The organism is Roseobacter ponti (assembly GCF_012932215.1).
Taxonomy (GTDB): Bacteria; Pseudomonadota; Alphaproteobacteria; order Rhodobacterales; family Rhodobacteraceae; genus Roseobacter; species Roseobacter ponti.
This window is the reverse complement of record NZ_CP048788.1, coordinates 3,443,872-3,463,984: the sequence shown is the minus strand read 5'-3', so window position 1 is coordinate 3,463,984 and position 20,113 is coordinate 3,443,872. Positions and strand designations below refer to the sequence as shown.

Genomic DNA, 20,113 nt, shown 5'->3' with positions numbered 1-20,113 from the left:
CCGCCCTGTCTGGAATGTTCGCAGATGCGCTCTGTGGCCCGCAGCGTGCAGTCGTTCAGCTGCCGGCCGCCGTGCAGGTGACTGTCGTGCCGTCGGGATCCGCTTCGCGCCAGGTGGCCTCATCGCCTTTGATCCAGAGGGACCGCCCGAAACTGCCTTCGTATCTGCTGCCTGAGGCTGTCGGAGTAAGCGTGCCGGTATCCACCGTGTCGCCGCGCTCGAACCGAACAGAGGGCAGGGGCGTATCAAAGAACATCGTCACCAGCTCGTTTGCCGGCGTTCCGCAGGTCCAGAAGGTGGTCGCAAACGGCGCCTCCAGCATCCAGCGCGCGACGAGATGACCCTCGCGCATAAGATAAGCGGCCTCGACACAGGCGCGCAGATCACCGGCTTTCCAGCAGTCATCGCGGCCCTTTATCCATCCGCGCTGTTCGGCTTTGAGGGTGTTTTCCGCCTCCGCCGCTCCCGCATCGAGCCCGCGTGTCACCTCTCGTGCGGCGCTGTAGCGACCGGCGAGAACCTGGTCGAGTGCCGCCAGATCCGCATCGGCACAGATCAGCTCCTCCACCGCGCCCGAGGCTTTGGCACAGTCAAAAGAAGGGGCCGCAACGCCGGGGCCGGCCAGTGCGATACAGAAAAAGACGGGGGTCATCCGGGACATTTCAGGCTCCTGCAGATGCGGCGCGACGGGCCGCCACAGAGGGTACCCTACGACGACTGATCGCGCCGCGTCCACATATCCGGACGGCGGGTGCGGGTCAGCTCTTCGGCCTGCGCGCGGCGCCATTTTTCGATCTCGCCGTGGTTGCCGGACATCAGAACGGGCGGGATCTCCCGGCCTTCCCAGCTTGCCGGTCGGGTGTATTGCGGATGCTCCAGCAGACCCGCCGAATGGCTTTCCTCCACAGTGCTCTCGGCATTGCCCAGAACACCGGGCAGCAGACGCACGGTCGCATCCAGCATCGCCTGTGCGGCAGGTTCACCCCCGGTCATTACGAAATCACCCAGCGACACCTCGGTCACGCCGTAGTGCTCCAGCACCCTCTCATCCACGCCTTCAAAGCGGCCACAAAGCATCGTGACCCCGTCTGAGCGCGCCAGATCGCGGGCCATGGCCTGATCAAAGGGCCGCCCGCGGGGCGACATGTAAAGCACGGGCCAGCGGCCACGGGCATGGGCCTGTGCGGCCTCGATGGCCGGCCCAACCACATCCGCGCGCAGCACCATACCGGCGCCGCCGCCCGCGGGCGTGTCGTCCACGTTGCGGTGTTTTCCGATGCCGAAATCACGCAGATCATGGGTGTGCAGCTGCCAGCGCCCTTCGCTCAGCGCCCTGCCCGTGAGAGAGAGCCCGAGAACGCCGGGAAAAGCATCGGGGAAGAGCGTCACGATCCGCGCCTGCCAGACACCGGCGAGTTCCTCGTCCCCCTCCATCAGAGAGCGCGGTTTCAGCGCCTGCCGGATTGTCTTGCGGCCGTGGCTGCGGGGCGCGTCACCCATCTCAGAAGAGCCCCTCGGGCGGGTCAGCGATTATACGTCCTGTCGCCAGATCCACCGTCGGCACGGCCGCCAGCGTAAAGGGCAGCAGCACCGTCTCGGACGAGCCCGGCCGCTGCACTTCCAGCAGATCGCCGGCGCCGTGATCGAGCACCTGTTTCACGGTGCCCAACAGTGTGCCGCCGGTGTCCAGCACATCAAGCCCCATCAGATCGGTGTGATAGTATTCATCGTCGGGCAGAGAGGGCAACTGGTCGCGGTCCGCAAAAAGCTGCACACCTTTGAGCGCGTCGGCCTCTTCCTTGCTGGCCACCTCGACGATCCGCGCCACAAAGCCGTTTTTCACCGGGCGCACGAGTGCCAGGTGAAAGGCGCGGCTTCCGTCCCCGGACGTCAGCGGAGAATAGCTTTCGAGGTCTTCAGGCACGGCGCAGAAGCTTTTCACGCGCAGTTCGCCGCGCACGCCGTAAGCGCCGCCGATGGCACCGACACAGATTTTGTCACCGCTCATTCGTCCACTCCGATGCACAGACCTTCGGACATTGCGCCGCCCCGATCAAGGCAGCGGTCCGATGAGCCGGCGCGCTCGAAAAAGATCCCCGCCAGAAAGGCGAAAAGGATCAGCATCAGCGAACGGATGGGTCTGAACATGCGTTGTCCGGCTCATGTAATGTGGCCCGCCCCGGGCGATGCGGGGGCGGTGCCGGTCTTGTGAGGCAGCGGCTGTCCCCGGGGGGACAGCCGGCACGCGCGGCTTACTCTTCTGCCGCGGCTTCTTCTGCTGCTGGCTCTTCGGCGGGCGCTTCAGCAGGGGCGGCTGCGGCTTCTGCTGCGGCTGCGGCCTTGTCGGCTTTCTCCTGAGCGCGCTCCTGGGCTTTCTTGCCGGGGGTGCCTTTGTTGGGGTTGTTCCGCTCGGTTTTCTCGGTCGCACCAGCGGCTTCCAGCATACGGGCAACACGGTCTGTGGGCTGGGCGCCCTGCGCGATCCAGTGCTGAACGCGCTCGACGTCCATCTTCACGCGCTCTTCGCTGTCTTTGGGCAGCAGCGGGTTATAGGTGCCCAGCTTTTCGATAAAGCGGCCGTCGCGCGGCATCCGGCTGTCGGCGGCAACGATACGGTAGAAGGGGCGCTTTTTGGAGCCGCCGCGGGCGAGACGAATTTTCATAGCCATGGTCTTGTCTTCCTTTTTGAATGTCGGGCCTGTTGCCCGGAGTGTTTGATGTCGTGAGGCACCTGAGTGGTGCTATTCCTGATGTTTACGGTGGTGCTGAATAACTTCAGCGATGATGAAGTTGAGAAACTTCCTGGCGAATTCAGGGTCCAGATCGGCCTGACGCGCCAAATCTTCGAGCCGTTCGATCTGGGCCGCTTCACGCGACGGATCGGACGGGGGAAGGTCGTGAGTGGCTTTGAGTTTCCCCACAGCCTGTGTGTGTTTGAACCGCTCGCCAAGCGTATAGACGAGGATCGCATCGAGGCGGTCGATGCTGGCCCGGTGCTCTTTGAGCACCTGCGCGGCAAGGGTCACGGGGTCGGTCATTGATGACCTCCGAAGGTCAGAAACGCATGTGCACCGGGCGTACACAGAGTGTGCACAGGCTGTGCACCGGAGCGGTGCATGCAGATGCTGCGTGTGGCGGGATCAGTCAAGGGCCCATCCTTTCGGTCTGAAGAGCGGATCGGCGTAGTGGCTGATCTCCATGTCGATCCCGTGTGCAAGCTGCGTGCCGTTGAGGGCCGCTGGCGCGGGGTGGCGCCAGACCGCGTCATTGCCGTCGATGGTGGCCGCTTCGGCATCTTTTACGGCGCCGAGACGTTCCGCGAGGCGGATGCTGTCCAGGTTCTTGGGATCGATGTAGCTGACGGCGGTTTCCCAGCCGCCCTCGCGGTAGAGGTAGTCGCGCACGGCGTGGGTGGCCTCGAGCGCATAGCCGTGGCCGCCCCTGTCAGGCCAGATCACCCAGGCGATCTCTGCCTCGGGCCATTTCGCCGGCTTCCAGCCGCCGGCCATGCCATAAGTCTCGTCGGTCTGGCGGTCGTGGATCATCCACATGCCATAGCCGCGGATCTCCCAGTGACCGATTTCGGCCGAATAGAGCATCCAGGCCTCATAGGCATTCAGCGGCCCGCCCATGAAACGCGCGCGGTAGCTGGTGAAGGTTGCTTTGAAATCCGGATAGTCCTGCGGCTCAGGACCGCGCAGCACCAGCCGCCGGGTCTCAATCACGGGGATTGTTGTGTTCATGACAGCGCCTCCGGTGCCGGGTGGCGCCAGACGGCCATGGTGCCGAAGAGCGGGTGCTCGAAGCCCTGCGCCTCACGGCGCGCGCCCATGCCTTCGGCCACCCGGATGGAGGCCGCGTTTTCGGGGGCGATGGAGCTGATCAGCGTGGTGAGGCCAAGTGTATTCCAGGCATAATCGCGGGCGGCGCGGGCCGCCTCGGCAGCGTAGCCTTTGCCGTTGCCGTCCCAGAGCATCCAGCCAACCTCGGGCTCGGGCCAGTCGGGCGGAGCGTGCAGGCCGATCAGGCCGATGGCCCCGGGGGCGTCTTTGCGTTCGACCATCCAGCGGCCGAAGCCGCGCAGCTGCCAGTGGCCGATGACCTCGGCGGTGTAGCGCCAGACCTGGAAATCGCGCAGCGGGCCGCCGACGTATTTCGCGGCATCGCTGGCGTAGAAGGCAGCGAAGGGTGCGACATCTGCGGGCACGGGGGCGCGCAGGACGAGCCGGTCCGTCTCGAGGGTCGGGATCAGCACGTCCGTCATCGCGCATCCTCTGACGGTTTGTGTGCGGCGGGCTGCGGGAGCCTCCGGCGGGGATATTTGTGAGCCAGAGAAGCGCAGGTCATTGCAGCGCCTCCGGGCGGTGGGTGAAGGCGATGGCGCCGGGAAGATCGTAATGGTTTTGCGCGTCCGGTGCGGCACCAAGGCGGCGGGCCAGTGCGGCGGAGGCGGTATTGTCGGGGTGCACATAGCTCACCAGCGTCTGCAGACCGCCTTCATCAAAGGCCCAGTCGCGGGCTGCGCGCGCGGCCTCGGTCGCGTAGCCCTGACCGCGGGCACCTGGCAGGAACATCCAGCCGAGTTCGGGCTCGGCGTCGCCCCATTCGAGGCCCACATGAACAAATCCGAGAGTTTCACCGGTGTCGCGCTGATCCACGGCCCAGAGGCCGTGCCCGTGCAGAGCCCAGCCGGCCACATAGACGCAGAAGGCGTTCCAGGCGTCTTCGGCATCGTGCGGGCCGCCGAGGTGTCCGGCGGTGTCCGGCACCAGCAGTTCGTTCCACGCCGGCAGGTCGGCGAGCCTCGCTGCCCGCAGGCGCAGCCGGTCGGTGCGCAGCTCAGGGACGCCGGCCGAGATGGCCATCGCGCGTTCCGCCGGCAGGCCGGTCGGGATATGTGTGCAGCGTGGTGTCATTTCTTTTTGCCAAAGCCGGAGAGGCCGGGGGGCAGGCCTGCGCCGCCGCCCATACCGCCGGGCAGCTTGCCGCCCATCTGTCTGGCTGCTGCTTCAAGCGCTTTGGGGTCCATGCCGGCAGCCATTTCTTCGGGCGAGGGGCCGCCTTTGCCGAACATGCCTTTCATCGCCTGTTTCAGCATGCCGCCTTTGCCCATTTTGCCCATCTTCTTCATCATGTCGCCCATCTGGCGGTGCATTTTGAGAAGTTTATTGAGTTCGGAAACCTCGAGACCGGCGCCGCGCGCGATACGCTTTTTGCGGCTGGCCTGGAGGATCTGCGGATTGGCGCGTTCGCGTCTGGTCATCGACTGGATGAGGGCGATCTGGCGTTTGAGGATGCTGTCATCAAGCCCTGCGTCCTCGACCTGTCTGGCCATTTTGCCCATGCCGGGCATCATGCCCATCATCCCCTGCATGCCGCCCATTTTCTGCATCTGCTCAAGCTGCATGCGAAGGTCGTTCATTGAGAACTGACCCTTCATCATGCGTTTGACCATCTTTTCGGACTGCTCAAGCTCGAGCGTTTCCTGCGCCTTTTCCACGAGCGAGACGATATCGCCCATGCCGAGGATGCGGCCTGCGATGCGGTCGGGCTCAAAGGTTTCGAGCGCGTCCATCTTTTCGCCAAGGCCCACGTATCTGATCGGTTTGCCGGTGACCGCGCGCATCGAAAGCGCTGCACCGCCGCGACCGTCGCCGTCCATCCGGGTCAGCACGACGCCGGTGATGCCGATACGTTCGTCGAAGTTCTCGGCGGTGTGTACCGCGTCCTGACCCGTGAGGCCGTCAACGACCAGCAGCGTCTCACGCGGGTTTGCCACGTTGCGCACGGCCTCGACCTGGGACATCAGCTCTTCGTCGATGGAGAGCCGGCCGGCGGTGTCGAGCATATAGACGTCGTAGCCACCCAGACCGGCCTGCGTTTTGGCGCGTTTGGCGATGGCGACAGGGTCTTCTCCCTTAACGATGGGCAGAGTGTCGACGCCGATCTGGAGCCCGAGAATCGCGAGCTGTTCCATCGCCGCGGGGCGATTGACGTCGAGCGATGCCATCAGAACGCGCTTGCCGTCTTTTTCTTTGAGGCGTTTGGCGAGTTTGGCGGTTGTGGTGGTTTTACCGCCGCCCTGCAGGCCCACCATCAGGATGGGCGCGGGCGGGTTGTCGACTTTGAGGTGGCCGGGCTCGCCCTCGCCGCGCAGCACGTCAATGAGTGCATCGTGCACGATCTTGACGACCTGCTGGCCGGGGGTGACCGATTTCGTGACCGCCTGACCGGTTGCCTTGTCCTGCACAGCTTTGACGAAATCGCGGGCCACGGGCAGCGAGACGTCGGCCTCAAGCAGCGCCACGCGGACTTCGCGCAGGGCCGTTTTCACATCCTCATCAGAGAGCGCGCCCTGTTTGGTGAGGCGGTCAAAGACACCGGAAAGGCGTTCGCTGAGGTTTTCAAACATGGGCAGATGCCCCTTTCGGTCGGTTGCGGGATACCCCTGATTTAGGGGCGCCGCGGGTCATTCTCAATCGGGCCGGCCATTGCGGTCGGCGGCTTGTTCTGCGGTCCTGCGTCAGAGAGCAGGGTGGTGCGCCAAACAGGTTTGCCCCCACGGGCGAAACTCGCTGGTGGGGGGCGATCCCGGACGGACCCGGGACCGGAAGTCTGACGCTTCCGGAGGTTTGCGCCCGTTTAGGCTGCGGGACGGGCCGTGTCAAGCGCCGGGCGTGCCGGCGGGGCGGGACGGCTCAGAGCGCGTCGCGGCGTGCGGCAAGCCAGCGGTTGATGGCCACGGCGGCCTCCTGAGCGCCGGGGGGCCGCGGGGCGCTGCCCGGTCGGATCAGGGTCTCGGCGCCGCTGTCGTCGCGCAGGACGAGCTCAAGCACGCCTTTTTTACCGGTGCCCTCCGCGACGCGCGCCTCAGTAAGTTGTGCCAGAGGCAGGCTTTGGGTGCGCGCCGGCCCGAGCCTGCGCGTTCTGATCTGCAGTTCATCAGGCTCCAGCGTCAGCGTGACCCTCTCGCTCAGCATCCGGAGCGCGCCAACGGCCACCGCCGTGAACGCGGCGAGCCAGAGCCCGGTCAGCACCCCGGGCGCCGCCATAAAGGAGGTGAGCCCGGATTTGATCAGCAGAAGACCGAAGATCAGGACGACAAAGAGCCAGAAGCCGTGCCGGGCTTCGATGACCAGCTTTTCGGGCGTATCAGAGACGATTTTCATGCCGCACAGCGGACCGTGACCTGCATCCGTTGTCAACCGTCACTGCGCGTTGCGCGCAGCCAGGCGTTGATGCGGTCGGTCGCCGTTTCTGCTGCCGGGCCGCTGACATGAAAGCGGGTGAGCGGATGGCGGTTGGCTGCGGTATCGGCACCGATCACCAGGGCTATGCGGTGCGCATCACTGCTTTCGCCGTCGCCTTTTCTCGTCTGCACCATCGCGCGGATGACCGTGCTGAGCTTGTGGGTGCGGGTGCCGTCGCCGCGCAGATTGCGCCGCCTCAGCGTGCAAATCCCCTCGCGCGCGTCAAAAATGACCCGCACACGCTCGAAGGTCACAAAGATCATCGGCACGGCAAGCAGGACGAGACATGCGGTGAGAAGCAGCCCCCTGCCCGGCGCACCGGATGTGAACAGGCCAATGGCAGCCGCCGTCAGAGCAAGGGCCATCGCTGCCGCCATAAAGGCGAACAGAACCGGCCGGCTTTCGAACACCAGACGGTCGGGCGTGTCTTCGATGATCTTCATGCAGGCCGGTGTGGCGGATCATTCCGGCAAAGATATGACAGGGGCGGGACGCAAAACGGCGCGCCCGGGGGCACGCCGTAAGGGGAGGGAAGGGGAGGGATCAGGCCGCCAGATCTCTGATCTGTTTTTTCGCTGAGGAAAGGGCGGTGTCCGCATCAGCCATCAGCCGGTCAGCGGCGATGATCTCTACGTCATGGATGCCGATAAAACCCATCATGTGGCGCAGATAGCCGGAAGCAAAGTCGATTTCTGAGCCGATTGCGGTGCCGCCGGTGGCCAGAACGATTACGGCGCGCTTGCCTTCCAGAAGGCCGACGGGGCCGTTTTCGGTGTATCTGAAGGTCACACCGGCGCGGGCGATCTGGTCAATCCAGGCTTTGAGCGCGGCGGGCGGCGCAAAGTTATAGACCGGCGTCCCGATCACCAGCACATCCGCCTCCATGATCTCGCCAACGAGTTCATCAGAAAAACTCAGGGCGTTGCGCTGGTCGTCGGTGCGCTGATCGGCGGGGGTGAAGGTGGCACTGACCCATGCCTCGGTGATCTGGGGAATACCCTCAGCCAGATCACGATGGGTGACATCACCACCGAGGCGGTCAACAACCTCGGCGCTGAGCTGGCGGGAGACAGACCCGTTAAGCCGGGCAGAAGCGTCGATGTGGAGAATTTTCTGTGTCATGTCGGGTTTCCTTGCTGGAAAAGTTTGTCGTTGCACCTCTGATCTAAGGTATCGCTGGGCGCACACAATCCGGATCAGGGCACATCTCATGTGCAATTTTGAACAGATACTCCGGCAGGGCACTGACAGCCCTGCGCCACTGAGCAGAAACGGGCATGTCGAGAAATGAGACTTGCAATTCTGCACAGATCGTTAAACGCTGAGCGCACAGTCGGAACGGTCGGTGGTGCAGGGTAATATGGACAACTGGGACGAGATCAGAACCGCTTTTCAGGTTGCCAGAATGGGCACGGTCAGCGGTGCGGCAGAAGTGCTCGGCGTGCATCACGCGACGGTTATCCGCCACATTGATGCGCTGGAGGGGCGGCTCGGCGTTAAACTTTTTCAGCGCCACGCCCGGGGATACACGGCCACCGAAGCGGGCCAGGACCTGCTGCGCGTGGCCCAGGCCACTGATGATCAGTTCAGCCAGCTTGTGGGACGTATCAAAGGGCGCGGCAATGATGTTTCGGGCGAGCTTGTCGTGACCTCGCTGATCAGCATCGCGCCCAGAATGGCGCCGCTGCTGGCGGATTTTCAGCGTCTGCATCCTGATGTGATTGTGCGCTATCTGACCGGCACGCGGCTTTTCCGGCTGGAATACGGCGAGGCCCATGTGGCGATCCGCGCGGGCACGGCGCCCGATCAGCCCGACAATGTGGTACAGAAATTCCACGTTCAGAAAATGGGTCTTTACGCCAGCAAAGACTACATCGAGGCGAACGGCATGCCCGACGGCACCGACAGCTTTGTGCATCACCGCTTTGTCGCGGTCGATGCGGACGACACCCGCGCCCCCTTTGAACGCTGGCTGCGGGACGTCGTGCCGGCTGCGGCGCTGACCTTTCGCAGCTCGGATACGCGGGCGCTGGAATCGGCGATCATGGCGGGTGCCGGCATCGGGTTCATGCCGGTTTACGGTGCCGAAGCCGCCGGCAACCTGATCGAAGTGCATCCGCGACAGGAAGAATGGTCCGGCCCGCTCTGGCTGGTCACGCATGTCGATCTGCACCGCACAACCAAAGTGCAGAGCTTTCTGACCTTTCTCAAAGAGCAGTCGAAAGACTGGAAAGTATGACGCCGTGACCCCGGCGCTCAGAGGGCATGCCGCCATGCTGCTCTTCTCCGCACTGGTGGCAGGGTCGTTTTCGCTGGGATCTATGGCGGCCAATGAGATCGCACCTGCGGCACTCAACGCCGTGCGGTTCATCCTGGCGGGTGCGGTGATCGGGGCGGCGATGATGGCCACCACAGGGGTTCCCGCAGGGGCATTTCGTGCGCCCTGGCGCTATGCCGTGCTGGGCGGGCTTTTCAGCATCTATTTCGTGCTGATGTTTGAGGGGCTGAAAACCGCGCCACCGGTCAGTGCGGCTGCGGTATTTACCCTGACACCGGTGGTCGCGGCGGGGTTCGGCTGGCTTTTGTTGCGCCAGATCACGACACCGCGCATGGCGCTGGCGCTCTGTATCGGGGCAGCGGGCGCGCTCTGGGTCATCTTTCGCGCCGATGTCGCGGCACTTCGCGCTTTTGAGGTCGGGCGCGGCGAGGTGATTTATTTTGTCGGCTGTGTGGCGCATGCGCTCTATACGCCGATGGTGCGCAAACTGAACCGGGGCGAACCTGCTGTTGTTTTTACCTTTGGCATGCTGGTGGCGGGGGCCGTGCTGCTCACGCTCTGGGGCTGGCGTGATCTGGTGGCAACCCCCTGGGCGTCGCTGCCGGGGATCGTCTGGATCACCATTATTTACACGGCATTTTTCGCCTCATCGGCGACATTCGTGCTGCTGCAGTATGCGACCCTGCGTCTGCCGAGCGCCAAGGTGATGGCCTATACCTATCTGACCCCCTCCTGGGTCATCGGCTGGGAAATCATGCTCGGCAATGGCGCGCCGGGCCTTGTGGTGACGGGTGGTGTTCTGCTAACCATCCTGGCTCTGGCGCTGCTGCTCAGAGACGATGAAAAACCTGCCAGGGAACCACAAAGCGTTTCGACGAGTTAACTTCCCGCAAGATGAATTAAGGAGTACTCAAATGCGAAACGTAATTTACATCATCGGACTGATCGTGGTCGTACTGGCGGTTCTGAGTCTGGTTGGCCTTGTGTAAAGCGATTTACTCAGTTTGAGTCCCGCTGCCGGGCGCTCCGGGCAGCTCGGCGGCGAGGAACCTCTCAAACGCGTCCAGATTTACCGGTTCAAACTGTCCGAAACCCTGCATCCATACGGATGCAGCGCGCAGGGCGTCCGGCTCCAGCCTGCACCATTTGACCCTGCCGCGCTTGTCCTGAGAGATAAGTCCGGCGGTCGTGAGCACCCCGAGATGCTTTGAAATCGCCGCCAGCGACATCGTGAACGGCTCAGCCACATCCGTGACGGCCATATCGTCTTCCAGCAACATATTGAGAATTTCCCGACGGGTCGGGTCGGCGAGCGCTGCAAAGACCTGATCGAGATGGCGTGTCATAGCCCCCGTCATACCTGCCGCAGGGGCGATCGCAAAGCCCTTCATCCGCGCGGATGGTGGCTGTGCTGTGACGGCAGCTTCAGCCTGCGCCATTCCAGATCCGACCGGTCAATCCCTGCGTCCCGCGCCATGCGGTCGTCGAGATCAGGCAGGTTGTGGCGCGGGTCGCGCCGGAAAAAGGTGACGGCCAGCCCCGCTTTTTGAATGATATGGCGGATTTTGGCACGCAATGCTCCTGCGCGCCGAAGCGCGTTCGTCTGAATATCAGCCATTTCTCACCTGTTTGATGTGTCTCGGCGTCATTCTGACCGCTGCGCGATGATCAATCAAACGCCGATGCTTGACATTACACGTGCAGAAAAGTCACGTAATCTCCATGTCGCGCAATCTGCCTCCTCTCAATGCGCTGCGGGCTTTTGATGCCGCAGGCCGCCACCAGAGCTTCAGCCGCGCCGCCGGCGAGCTTGGTGTGAGCCACTCTGCGGTCAGCCGTCATGTGCGTGGTCTTGAGGCGCGTCTGGGGGTGCAGCTGTTCCGCGATCTGCCGCGTGGTGTTGAACTGACCGCCGCCGGACAGAATTATCTCGAACAGGTGCTGCCTGCCCTCGACATGATTGCGCGTGCCACCGAGGATCTTGCCGATGTGCCGCGCGGGCAGGTCACAGTGAACAGCGAGCCGCTCTTTGCCGAGCGCTTTATCCTGCCACGGCTGCGCAGCTTTCAGGCGGCCCATCCGCAGATCGTCGTCCGGCTGGAGGCGTCACCGATGCTGGCGGATGTCGAGCGCTATGAGGCGGATATCGCGATCCGGTTTGCCCGCACGGGGCGGCTGGATGAACCGGCCGATCTGCTCAGTGCGTCAGCGATTTACCCCCATGCCGCGCCGGAGCTGATTGCACGGGAAAACATCCGGGAACCACGTGATCTGCTCAGCCTGCCGTTGCTGCGCGACCGGTCCAACAACAGCTGGAACGACTGGTTTGCCGCAACCGGGGTGACTGATGTGCAGCTGCCTGAAAATGCCTGGCGGCTGAAATCGCCGCTGGCCTATGAGGCGGGTCTGCACGGGCTCGGGGTCTATCTGGGATCGACCGAATGTGCCTCGCACGATATTGCGACCGGGCGTCTTGTGCGCTGCTTTGACACCGGCATCCGCGACGGGGCATTCTATCTGGTGTCCGGCAGCCGCAGCCGGCGTCGCGCCGCCGTACGCGCCCTGCGCGACTGGCTTCTGGAGGTGACGCGTCCCTTCCGTCCCGCAGAGCCTGCCGCGTAAAATCAACCGGATGGTTGAATAAACAAAAACCGCTCAACGGCAGCTTCGCGGCTGCGACAAGGTGGCGCCGGGCGACAGCGGAGCCTCTTAATATGTAATATAAACAAAGGCTTGAAAGTGGTCGAGGGAGCTACCGGAGCCCCGTTGACTCACCCGCGCGGGCGCAATAGCACAGAGGCAACTCCAGCAGGGGGTGACGGACGCATGACAGACCCGGATCATAAGCAGCAGATGGCGCAGCTTGAGGCCCGGATCAACGCCGCGAAAACGGCGCAGGCGCCAAAGCCCCGGGCGGATGAACACTATTCTCAGGCACAGCTCGCCTGGCGGATGGTGATCGAACTGGTGGCCGGTCTCGGGATCGGTTTCGGCATCGGATACGGGCTCGACGTGCTCCTTGGCACACTGCCCCTGTTCATGGTCGTGTTTGTGATGCTGGGCCTCGCGGCCGGGGTGAAAACGATGCTTCGCTCCGCCAGAGAGATCCAGGAGAAGAAAATGGCCGAAGAGGCCGGTGAGAAAGACGAGGGAGCCTGAGAATGGCGGAAAATGCGGAAGAAGGCGGCCTGGTATTCCACCCGATGGACCAGTTCATCATCAAACCTCTGTTTGGCGGCGACATCTCCTGGTACACGCCCACGAACGCAGCACTCTGGATGGGCTTTGCGGTCATCGCAGTGATCCTCCTGATGGTCGTTGGCAGCTCTAAACGTGCGGTTGTGCCTTCGCGCGGTCAGTCGGTGGCCGAACTTGCCTACGGTTTCGTCTACAAAATGGTCGAGGATATCTGCGGCAAGGAGGGGCTGAAATACTTCCCCTACATCATGACGCTGTTCATGTTCATCGTCTGTGCGAACTTTCTGGGTCTCATCCCCACGGCCTTTACGCCGACATCGCATTTTGCCGTGACCGTTCTGCTGGCGCTGGCCGTGTTTCTGACCGTGACCATTCTGGGTTTCGTCAAAAACGGTGCCGGGTTCCTGAGCCTGTTCTGGGTCTCATCAGCGCCGCTGGCCCTGCGGCCGATCCTCGCGATCATTGAACTGATCTCTTATTTCGTGCGCCCTGTCAGCCACTCCATTCGTCTGGCAGGCAACGTCATGGCCGGCCACGCGGTGATCAAGGTTTTCGCAGGCTTTGCCGTTATCACGCTGGTCAGCCCGGTCTCGGTTGTGGCGATCACCGCGATGTACGGGCTTGAGGTGCTGGTGTCCTTTATCCAGGCCTATGTCTTCACCATTCTGACGTGCGTTTATCTCAAAGACGCGCTTCACCCGCATCACTAATCCGGACGGAAACGCCCGTTCAAATACTCAACTTCCAATCGTAAGGAGAATTCACATGGAAGGCGAACTCGCACACATCGGCGCAGGTCTGGCAGCAATCGGTTCCGGGGCAGCAGCCATCGGTGTTGGTAACGTTGCAGGCAACTACCTGGCAGGCGCTCTGCGCAACCCCTCTGCGGCCGCATCGCAGACAGCAACACTTTTCATCGGTATCGCTTTTGCAGAAGCGCTCGGGATCTTCGCGTTCCTCGTCGCCCTGCTGCTGATGTTTGCCGTCTGATATAACGACGACGACACTCCTTACCGACCGGGCGGCGCGGGATTTCCTGCGCGGCCCGGCTGCTGACTGACGATTTGGAGGCCGACATGGCAACAGAAGTCGCAACAGAAACTGCGGGAACGACCGGGGCCGCCCCGGGGATGCCGCAACTCGATTTCTCCACATGGGGAAACCAGATCTTCTGGCTGATCCTGGCGTTGCTGGCGATCTATTTCGTGCTGTCGCGCGTGGCGCTGCCCCGCATCGCCTCTGTCCTGTCGGAACGTCAGGGCACCATTACCAACGATATTGCTGCTGCCGAAGACCTGAAGGTCAAAGCGCAGGAGGCCGAGGCCGCCTATGACAAGGCGCTGGCGGATGCCCGTGCTGAGGCACAGCGCATCGTGGCCGAGACCAAAGCAGAAATTCAGGCTGATCTCGACGCGGCGATTGCAAAAGCCGACGAAGAGATCGCAGCGAAAAGTGCCGAGTCTGAAAAGGCCATCGCAGAGATCCGCGAAGGTGCGCTCGACGCGGTCAAAGTGGTTGCTGCAGACACGGCCAGAGAACTGGTGACGGCTCTGGGGGGCAAGGCAGACGATCAGGCCATTACCTCCGCCGTGGACAGCCGGCTGAAAGGATAAAATCATGCGTTTTCTGACCAGCCTGACGACATTCGGTGCCGCCCTTGCGGTTGCCACGCCGGCCTTTGCGGCGGGGGATGTGTTCTTCTCGCTCGCCAATACCGATTTTGTGGTGCTGCTGGCATTCCTTCTGTTCATCGCGGTGCTCTTTTACTTCAACGTGCCGACGCTGATCGCCGGTATGCTGGACAAGCGCGCCGAAGGCATTCAGTCCGAGCTTGATGAGGCCCGTGCGCTGCGCGACGAAGCACAGGCCCTGCTGGCCAGCTACGAGCGCAAACAGCGCGAAGTGCAGGATCAGGCGGACCGTATCGTGGCCTCTGCCAGAGAAGACGCAAAGCTCGCCGCAGAGCAGGCCCGCGCCGATCTCGAAGTGTCACTGCAGCGACGCATGACAGCGGCGGAAGAGCAGATCGCAAACGCTCAGGCCGCCGCAATCAAAGACGTGCGCGACCAGTCGGTGGCCATCGCGATCGCTGCTGCCCGCGAAGTGATTGCCAAACAGCTCTCAGCATCAGATGCCAATGCACTCATCGATGACGCCATAGGGCAGGTCGAGAAAAAACTGCACTGATCCGGAATGGTTTGCGGGGTATCCCGCGCGCTTTCAACAGGCCCCGGCACAGCAATGTGGCCGGGGCTTTTCTTTGCCCTGACGGGGTCAGGTCTGTGCTGTTTCGTGATCCAGCCGCTGGCGCGCGACCTCTTCATTGCGCAGGGTGCGGGCCAGATCGCGCAGCGCGGCTTCAACATAATTCAGGTGGCTTTCGACAGCGGCGCGCGCGCCTTTGGGGTCCCGCGCCTGCAGTGCGGCATTGATTGCGCGGTGCTGGTCGAGCAGTTCAGAGCGCGTCGATTTCTGGCGAAACATCATCTGGCGGTTGTAGAAGACGCCGCCGCGCAGCAGATCATACATTGAGCGCATCATATGCAGCATGACAACGTTGTGGCTGGCCTCGATGATGGCCATGTGGAACTGCGCATCGAGGCGTGCCTCGTCCTCGGCGCTGCGCTTGCTGTGGGCGGCTTCCATTTTATCAAAGACGGTCTGCACCACTTCCAGGTCGGTCGCAGAGGCAAGGCGGGCTGCGCGTTCTGCCGCCAGACCCTCCATGTCGCGCCGGAAGGAGATGTAGTCAAAGACCGCCTCATCATGGCGCGCAAAAAGCTCTACGAGGGCGGGCGCAAAGGCGGAGCCAAGCACCTCTGCCACATAGACGCCGGCACCGGCCCGGGTGCTGAGCAGCCCCTGATCCTGCAGCGCGCCGATAGCATCGCGCAGGCTGGGCCGGGAGACCTGCAGCCGTTCTGCAAGCTCGCGTTCGGAGGGCAGACGCTCACCCGGACGCAGGATGCCGCGCAGGATCAGCTCTTCGATCTGGCGCACCACGGCGGTCGATAGTTTCTCGGACTGGACGGGTCGGAAGGGCATGAAAACTCCTGATTGGTCAAATTATATGACCAGATCAGACGCGCAGCAATTCATTTCGTGACAGGCCTTAACCGGCCAGAGCCGCCTCGGCCATTTCAAAGCACAAGAGCACCCCGGCGCTCAGCATTGCCGCACTGGCCAGGCGTACCGAGAGCGGTCGCACGCCCGCGGCCAGCAGAGCCGCCGTGCAGGCGATCAGGGCCTGGGTGGCAGCAAAACCCGCGAGATACCCGGCAAGTCCCGCAGGCCCCGGTGTGGTCAGCGGCCCGAGTATGCCCGCGCTGAAGATGGCGCCCTGCAGCACCCCGCCCAGAAAGAAAACGATCGCCAGACGCGGAACAGAGGGTCGTCGCCCCGAAGCGATGAGCCCGCCGATGAGCACAAGCGCGCCGCCGCCCAGTACCTGCTGCACCGGCAGATCGCCGCTCTGCAGGATTACCAGTGACGCAGCCGTCATCCCGGCAACCCAGCTGAGAATACCCGGCAAAGCCTGGCCCGCAAGCGCCGCAGCCGCCCCCGCAGCCAGCACAAAGAGCAGGTGCTCAAAGCCGGCTACCGGATGGGCAAGCCCCTTCATAATCCCATAGCCAACGGTCTCTGTCGGCACGCCCGTACCGGCCACCAGAGCAAGGGCAGGTGACGCCGTCATCACAAAGAAAAGAAGGGCTGCAAGGCGCATCCGCAGATCCACAGGAAAGGTCCGCCCCATCGGACCGTTTGCGGCCGGGATTGTCAATCAACTGGCAGAGTTTTGCCGGGAATGCCTCAATATGTTGTGGATAAGTGCCCGCGAACCGCAGCCGGTGGTGGCTTTAGGTTGACTTGCGTCCCCTCCGGACGCCAGGCTGCAGGGCAGAAACGGAATCACATCACAGGGACTGCCTTGCGCTTTTCGAAACTCAGACTGACCGGCTTCAAAAGCTTTGTCGATCCGACCGATCTGATCATCGCGGACGGGCTGACCGGCGTTGTGGGCCCCAATGGCTGTGGCAAGTCCAACCTGCTGGAGGCGTTGCGCTGGGTGATGGGCGAAAACCGCCCCACGGCGATGCGTGGCGGTGGCATGGAGGATGTGATCTTTGCCGGGGCGGCGACGCGTCCGGCGCGCAATTTTGCTGAAGTGGCGCTGCATATCGACAATTCCGAGCGTCTGGCGCCGGCAGGTTTTAATGAAAACGACACGCTGGAGATTGTGCGGCGCATCACCCGCGACGTTGGCAGCGCCTATAAAGTCGGTGTTAAAGACGTTCGGGCCCGTGATGTGCAGATGCTGTTCGCGGATGCCTCGACGGGGGCGCACAGCCCCGCGCTGGTCCGGCAGGGGCAGATTGCAGAGCTGATCAACGCCAAGCCGAAAAGCCGCCGGCGGATCCTTGAGGAAGCCGCCGGGATCAGCGGTCTTTATCAGCGCCGGCATGAGGCGGAGCTGAAGCTGAAAGGTGCCGAGACCAATCTCGCGCGCGTAGATGATGTGATCGAGCAGCTGGCGGCACAGCTGGCACAACTGGCCCGTCAGGCGCGTCAGGCGGCGCGCTACCGCGAAATCGGCAATGAGTTGCGCCGCAGCGAGGGCATGCTGCTTTATCGCCGCTGGCGCGAAGCCGACGAAGCCCGCAGCCGTGCCGAAGACGCGCTGCGCGTGAAAGTCACCGAAGCCGCGCAGGCTGAAAGCGCCGTCCGGCAGGCCGCGAAGGCGCGCGAAGGGGCGGAGGCTGCTCTGCCGCCGCTGCGCGAGGAGGAGGCGATTGCGGCTGCGGTCCTGCAGCGACTTGCCGTGCAGCGTGACACCCTGAGCGATCAGGAGGCACGCGCCGAACAGCTGATCGAAACGCTCACCGGGCGGATTGCCCAGCTGACCCGCGATATTGAGCGCGAGGGCGGTCTGAACAGGGATGCGGGCGAAACCATCGGGCGGCTGGAATGGGAAGCGCGCGAGCTGGAGAAGGCCGCCCTGGGCCATGAGGACAAGCTGAGTGAGGCTGCGGGTGTGGCCAGCGAGGCGGCCGCCGTACTTCAGACCCGCGAGAGCGAGATGTCTGAGCAGACAGAGGATATGGCGCGGCTGGCGGCCCGCCATCAGTCCGCGCAGCGCCTGCTGGAAGACAGCCGCAAGACCGAAAGCCGCGCCGGGGGCGAGGCCGCGCGGGCGCGCGAGGCGGTTGCCGTGAGCCAGGCCGCGCTGGAGAAAGCCGGCAGTGATTACGCCACCGCCAGAGCCGCAGAAGAGCAGGCAGTGAAGACCGCCGCCGATGCCGACAGTGCCCTGCAGGAGGCCGAAGACGCCAGGGCAGAGACGCAGGCCCGTGAGGCAGATGCCAGGGCGCACCGCTCCGAGGCCGAGGGCGAGGCAAATGCCCTGCGTGCAGAAGCGGGCGCACTGGCCAAGCTGGTGGCGCGGGATACGGCCGAGGGTGGTCAGGTGCTTGATCATGTCCAGGTCAAACCAGGTTATGAAAAGGCGCTGGGGGCAGCACTTGCGGATGATCTGCGCGCGCCCGAGGTGGCCGATGACGGCCCGTCGGGCTGGGCCGTGCTGCCCGCGTATGACGCGCATCAGGCTTTGCCTGCGGGCACGCAGCCGCTCTCTCTCTTTGTCACTGTGCCCGGCGTTCTGGCGCGCCGCATGTCTCAGATCGGCCTTGTGGATGCGGATGACGGGCCCCGTCTGCAACGCGATCTGGCCCCTGGTCAGCGGCTGGTCTCGACCGAAGGCGACCTCTGGCGCTGGGACGGGTTCCGGGCCTGGGCGGAGGATGCACCATCGGCAGCGGCGCTGCGTCTGCAGCAGCTCAACCGGCTTGAGGAGCTCAAACAGGGGCTTGAGACAGCGACGCAGAAGGCCGAAGGCGCAAAGGGCGCGCATGACCGTCTGACGGCACAGCTGGCAGAGCTCACGAGGGCCGATCAGATGGCCCGCCAGGCGCGCCGTGATGCCGACCGGCTCGTGGCCGAGGCAGGCCGGGCGCTGAGCCGCGCAGAAGCTGACCGCAACCTCGCAGAGGGTAAACTGGAATCGCTGGGCCTTGCCGTGACGCGCCATGAAGAAGAGGCGATGGCCGCCCGCACCCGGCTGAAAGAGGCCGAACGCGCGCTGGAGGAACTGGGCGATCTGACCGAAGCGCGCGCGGCGGTGGAGGCTGTACGGATCGCCGTAGAGGCCGCCCGCATCACGATGATGTCGCGCCGGTCGGCCCATGACGAGCTGCGTCGCGAAGGCGAGGCGCGCACCCGGCGGGCACAGGAAGTCACAAAGGAAATCAGCGGCTGGCGTCACCGTCTTGAGACGGCGGAGAAACGCACGGCTGAACTGGCCGAACGCAAGGCAGGTGCCGAAGCAGAGCTCGGGGAAGCCGGGGCCGTCCCTGCCGCTCTGGCAACGCAACGCGAAGAACTGAGCGCGGCCATCGCAACCGCAGAGGTGCGCAAAGCAGAAAGTTCGGATACGCTGTCAAAGGCCGAAGCGTCACTGCGCGAGGCGACCCATGCCGAGCGCGAGGCCGGACGCCTCGCCTCTGAGGCGCGTGAGGCCCGTGCCGGTGCAGAAGCGCGCAGCGAGGCCGCCCGCGAAACCGTCGCCATGGCGGCGGAACGCATCGCGGATGACGCGCAGGTCACCCCCTCTCAGCTTCTGGGCCAGCTTGATGCGACACCCGATGACATGCCCGACGTGCACGCGCTTGAGGCAGATGTGAACCGCCTGAAACGCCAGCGGGATGCCCTGGGCGCGGTCAATCTGCGCGCTGAAGAAGACGCCAGAGAAGTGCAGGTCGAGCATGACACGCTCACCGGTGAAAAGGCCGATCTTGAAGAGGCCATCCGGGCCCTGCGCAGCGGCATCGCCGGACTTAACAAAGAAGGACGCGAGCGTCTGCTGACGGCGTTTGAGCAGGTAAACACGAATTTCTCGATGCTCTTCAAACACCTCTTCGGGGGCGGTGAGGCCAATCTGGTGATGGTCGAAAGCGATGATCCGCTGGAGGCCGGCCTTGAGATCATGTGCCAGCCGCCGGGCAAGAAACTGAGCACGCTGAGCCTGCTGTCGGGCGGTGAGCAGACGCTGACGGCCATGGCGCTGATCTTTGCGGTGTTTCTGGCCAATCCCGCGCCGATCTGTGTGCTCGACGAGGTGGACGCGCCGCTCGATGACGCCAATGTCACGCGCTTCTGCGATCTGCTTGATGAGATGTGCCGCCAGACCGATACGCGGTTCCTGATCATTACCCACCACGCGGTGACGATGGCACGGATGGACCGGCTCTTTGGTGTGACGATGGCCGAGCAGGGCGTGAGCCAGCTTGTGTCTGTGGATCTCAAAAAAGCCGAAACGATGGTTGCCTGATCA

The 20,113-nt window shown here is 63.5% G+C and carries 26 protein-coding genes; 9 read left to right on the top strand and 17 right to left on the bottom strand.

Annotated elements, in window-relative coordinates; all coding sequences use genetic code 11:
- Window positions 1–55: 55 nt before the first annotated feature.
- The 13 genes from G3256_RS16580 to G3256_RS16520 all read right to left on the bottom strand — a co-directional run bounded on the left by G3256_RS16580 (window position 56) and on the right by G3256_RS16520 (window position 8,372).
- The gene (locus G3256_RS16580) at window positions 56–661 is read right to left on the bottom strand and encodes an MliC family protein (protein WP_169641878.1); all 606 of its coding nucleotides are present in this window, start codon (window positions 659–661) and stop codon (window positions 56–58) included.
- 47 nt (window positions 662–708) lie between these two features.
- The gene (gene trmD / locus G3256_RS16575) at window positions 709–1,500 is read right to left on the bottom strand and encodes a tRNA (guanosine(37)-N1)-methyltransferase TrmD (protein WP_169641877.1); all 792 of its coding nucleotides are present in this window, start codon (window positions 1,498–1,500) and stop codon (window positions 709–711) included.
- A gap of 1 nt (window position 1,501) precedes the next feature.
- Complete coding sequence (rimM, locus tag G3256_RS16570; RefSeq protein WP_169641876.1) at window positions 1,502–2,008, bottom strand: ribosome maturation factor RimM; 507 nt, start codon at window positions 2,006–2,008, stop codon at window positions 1,502–1,504.
- Complete coding sequence (locus tag G3256_RS16565; protein WP_169641875.1) at window positions 2,005–2,148, bottom strand: hypothetical protein; 144 nt, start codon at window positions 2,146–2,148, stop codon at window positions 2,005–2,007. The genes rimM and G3256_RS16565 overlap by 4 nt, the downstream gene beginning before the upstream one ends.
- A gap of 104 nt (window positions 2,149–2,252) precedes the next feature.
- On the bottom strand, window positions 2,253–2,669 hold the full coding sequence (gene rpsP / locus G3256_RS16560) for a 30S ribosomal protein S16 (RefSeq protein ID WP_169641874.1): 417 nt from the start codon (window positions 2,667–2,669) through the stop codon (window positions 2,253–2,255).
- Between the two features lie 72 nt (window positions 2,670–2,741).
- Window positions 2,742–3,038, bottom strand: coding sequence for a chorismate mutase (locus G3256_RS16555; protein WP_169641873.1), 297 nt, complete (start codon window positions 3,036–3,038; stop codon window positions 2,742–2,744).
- 102 nt (window positions 3,039–3,140) lie between these two features.
- Window positions 3,141–3,743: a GNAT family N-acetyltransferase gene (locus G3256_RS16550; RefSeq protein ID WP_169641872.1), complete on the bottom strand. Its 603-nt coding sequence runs from the start codon at window positions 3,741–3,743 to the stop codon at window positions 3,141–3,143.
- Window positions 3,740–4,264 carry a GNAT family N-acetyltransferase gene (locus G3256_RS16545; RefSeq protein WP_169641871.1) on the bottom strand — a complete coding sequence of 175 codons (525 nt, stop codon included), beginning with the start codon at window positions 4,262–4,264 and terminating at the stop codon, window positions 3,740–3,742. The genes G3256_RS16550 and G3256_RS16545 overlap by 4 nt, the downstream gene beginning before the upstream one ends.
- A gap of 79 nt (window positions 4,265–4,343) precedes the next feature.
- A complete protein-coding gene (locus G3256_RS16540) occupies window positions 4,344–4,916 on the bottom strand; it encodes a GNAT family N-acetyltransferase (protein WP_169641870.1) in 573 nt (190 codons plus the stop codon).
- On the bottom strand, window positions 4,913–6,412 hold the full coding sequence (gene ffh, locus G3256_RS16535) for a signal recognition particle protein (protein WP_169641869.1): 1,500 nt from the start codon (window positions 6,410–6,412) through the stop codon (window positions 4,913–4,915). The genes G3256_RS16540 and ffh overlap by 4 nt, the downstream gene beginning before the upstream one ends.
- A gap of 286 nt (window positions 6,413–6,698) precedes the next feature.
- Complete coding sequence (locus G3256_RS16530; protein WP_169641868.1) at window positions 6,699–7,169, bottom strand: hypothetical protein; 471 nt, start codon at window positions 7,167–7,169, stop codon at window positions 6,699–6,701.
- A gap of 32 nt (window positions 7,170–7,201) precedes the next feature.
- The gene (locus G3256_RS16525) at window positions 7,202–7,693 is read right to left on the bottom strand and encodes a hypothetical protein (protein WP_169641867.1); all 492 of its coding nucleotides are present in this window, start codon (window positions 7,691–7,693) and stop codon (window positions 7,202–7,204) included.
- 100 nt (window positions 7,694–7,793) lie between these two features.
- Window positions 7,794–8,372, bottom strand: coding sequence for an FMN-dependent NADH-azoreductase (locus G3256_RS16520; protein WP_169641866.1), 579 nt, complete (start codon window positions 8,370–8,372; stop codon window positions 7,794–7,796).
- Window positions 8,373–8,610: 238 nt separating this feature from the next.
- Between G3256_RS16520 and G3256_RS16515 the strand changes: the two genes are divergently transcribed.
- Window positions 8,611–9,489, top strand: coding sequence for a LysR family transcriptional regulator (locus tag G3256_RS16515; protein WP_169641865.1), 879 nt, complete (start codon window positions 8,611–8,613; stop codon window positions 9,487–9,489).
- 4 nt (window positions 9,490–9,493) lie between these two features.
- On the top strand, window positions 9,494–10,411 hold the full coding sequence (locus G3256_RS16510; RefSeq protein ID WP_169641864.1) for a DMT family transporter: 918 nt from the start codon (window positions 9,494–9,496) through the stop codon (window positions 10,409–10,411).
- A gap of 112 nt (window positions 10,412–10,523) precedes the next feature.
- Here G3256_RS16510 and G3256_RS16505 read toward each other — a convergent pair whose 3' ends face one another.
- Window positions 10,524–10,874, bottom strand: a complete 351-nt coding sequence (locus G3256_RS16505; RefSeq protein WP_169642488.1) for an ArsR/SmtB family transcription factor — start codon at window positions 10,872–10,874, stop codon at window positions 10,524–10,526.
- 41 nt (window positions 10,875–10,915) lie between these two features.
- The gene (locus tag G3256_RS16500) at window positions 10,916–11,146 is read right to left on the bottom strand and encodes a hypothetical protein (protein WP_169641863.1); all 231 of its coding nucleotides are present in this window, start codon (window positions 11,144–11,146) and stop codon (window positions 10,916–10,918) included.
- A 104-nt stretch (window positions 11,147–11,250) separates the two neighbouring features.
- Between G3256_RS16500 and G3256_RS16495 the strand changes: the two genes are divergently transcribed.
- The 6 genes from G3256_RS16495 to G3256_RS16470 all read left to right on the top strand — a co-directional run bounded on the left by G3256_RS16495 (window position 11,251) and on the right by G3256_RS16470 (window position 14,913).
- Complete coding sequence (locus G3256_RS16495) at window positions 11,251–12,150, top strand: LysR substrate-binding domain-containing protein (protein ID WP_169641862.1); 900 nt, start codon at window positions 11,251–11,253, stop codon at window positions 12,148–12,150.
- A 204-nt stretch (window positions 12,151–12,354) separates the two neighbouring features.
- The gene (locus G3256_RS16490) at window positions 12,355–12,687 is read left to right on the top strand and encodes an AtpZ/AtpI family protein (protein WP_169641861.1); all 333 of its coding nucleotides are present in this window, start codon (window positions 12,355–12,357) and stop codon (window positions 12,685–12,687) included.
- 2 nt (window positions 12,688–12,689) lie between these two features.
- Window positions 12,690–13,436: a F0F1 ATP synthase subunit A gene (locus tag G3256_RS16485; RefSeq protein WP_169641860.1), complete on the top strand. Its 747-nt coding sequence runs from the start codon at window positions 12,690–12,692 to the stop codon at window positions 13,434–13,436.
- Window positions 13,437–13,491: 55 nt separating this feature from the next.
- On the top strand, window positions 13,492–13,716 hold the full coding sequence (locus G3256_RS16480) for a F0F1 ATP synthase subunit C (RefSeq protein ID WP_011567586.1): 225 nt from the start codon (window positions 13,492–13,494) through the stop codon (window positions 13,714–13,716).
- A gap of 86 nt (window positions 13,717–13,802) precedes the next feature.
- Window positions 13,803–14,339 carry a F0F1 ATP synthase subunit B' gene (locus G3256_RS16475; protein ID WP_169641859.1) on the top strand — a complete coding sequence of 179 codons (537 nt, stop codon included), beginning with the start codon at window positions 13,803–13,805 and terminating at the stop codon, window positions 14,337–14,339.
- Window positions 14,340–14,343: 4 nt separating this feature from the next.
- Window positions 14,344–14,913, top strand: coding sequence for a F0F1 ATP synthase subunit B (locus tag G3256_RS16470; RefSeq protein ID WP_169641858.1), 570 nt, complete (start codon window positions 14,344–14,346; stop codon window positions 14,911–14,913).
- Between the two features lie 87 nt (window positions 14,914–15,000).
- On the opposite strand, the gene G3256_RS16465 is transcribed toward G3256_RS16470, so the two are convergent.
- Window positions 15,001–15,771, bottom strand: coding sequence for a FadR/GntR family transcriptional regulator (locus G3256_RS16465; RefSeq protein WP_169641857.1), 771 nt, complete (start codon window positions 15,769–15,771; stop codon window positions 15,001–15,003).
- Window positions 15,772–15,838: 67 nt separating this feature from the next.
- The gene (locus G3256_RS16460) at window positions 15,839–16,480 is read right to left on the bottom strand and encodes a HupE/UreJ family protein (RefSeq protein WP_169641856.1); all 642 of its coding nucleotides are present in this window, start codon (window positions 16,478–16,480) and stop codon (window positions 15,839–15,841) included.
- Window positions 16,481–16,654: 174 nt separating this feature from the next.
- On the opposite strand from G3256_RS16460, the gene smc reads away from it, so the two are divergent.
- Complete coding sequence (gene smc, locus G3256_RS16455) at window positions 16,655–20,110, top strand: chromosome segregation protein SMC (protein ID WP_169641855.1); 3,456 nt, start codon at window positions 16,655–16,657, stop codon at window positions 20,108–20,110.
- The last annotated feature ends 3 nt before the right edge of the window (window positions 20,111–20,113 follow it).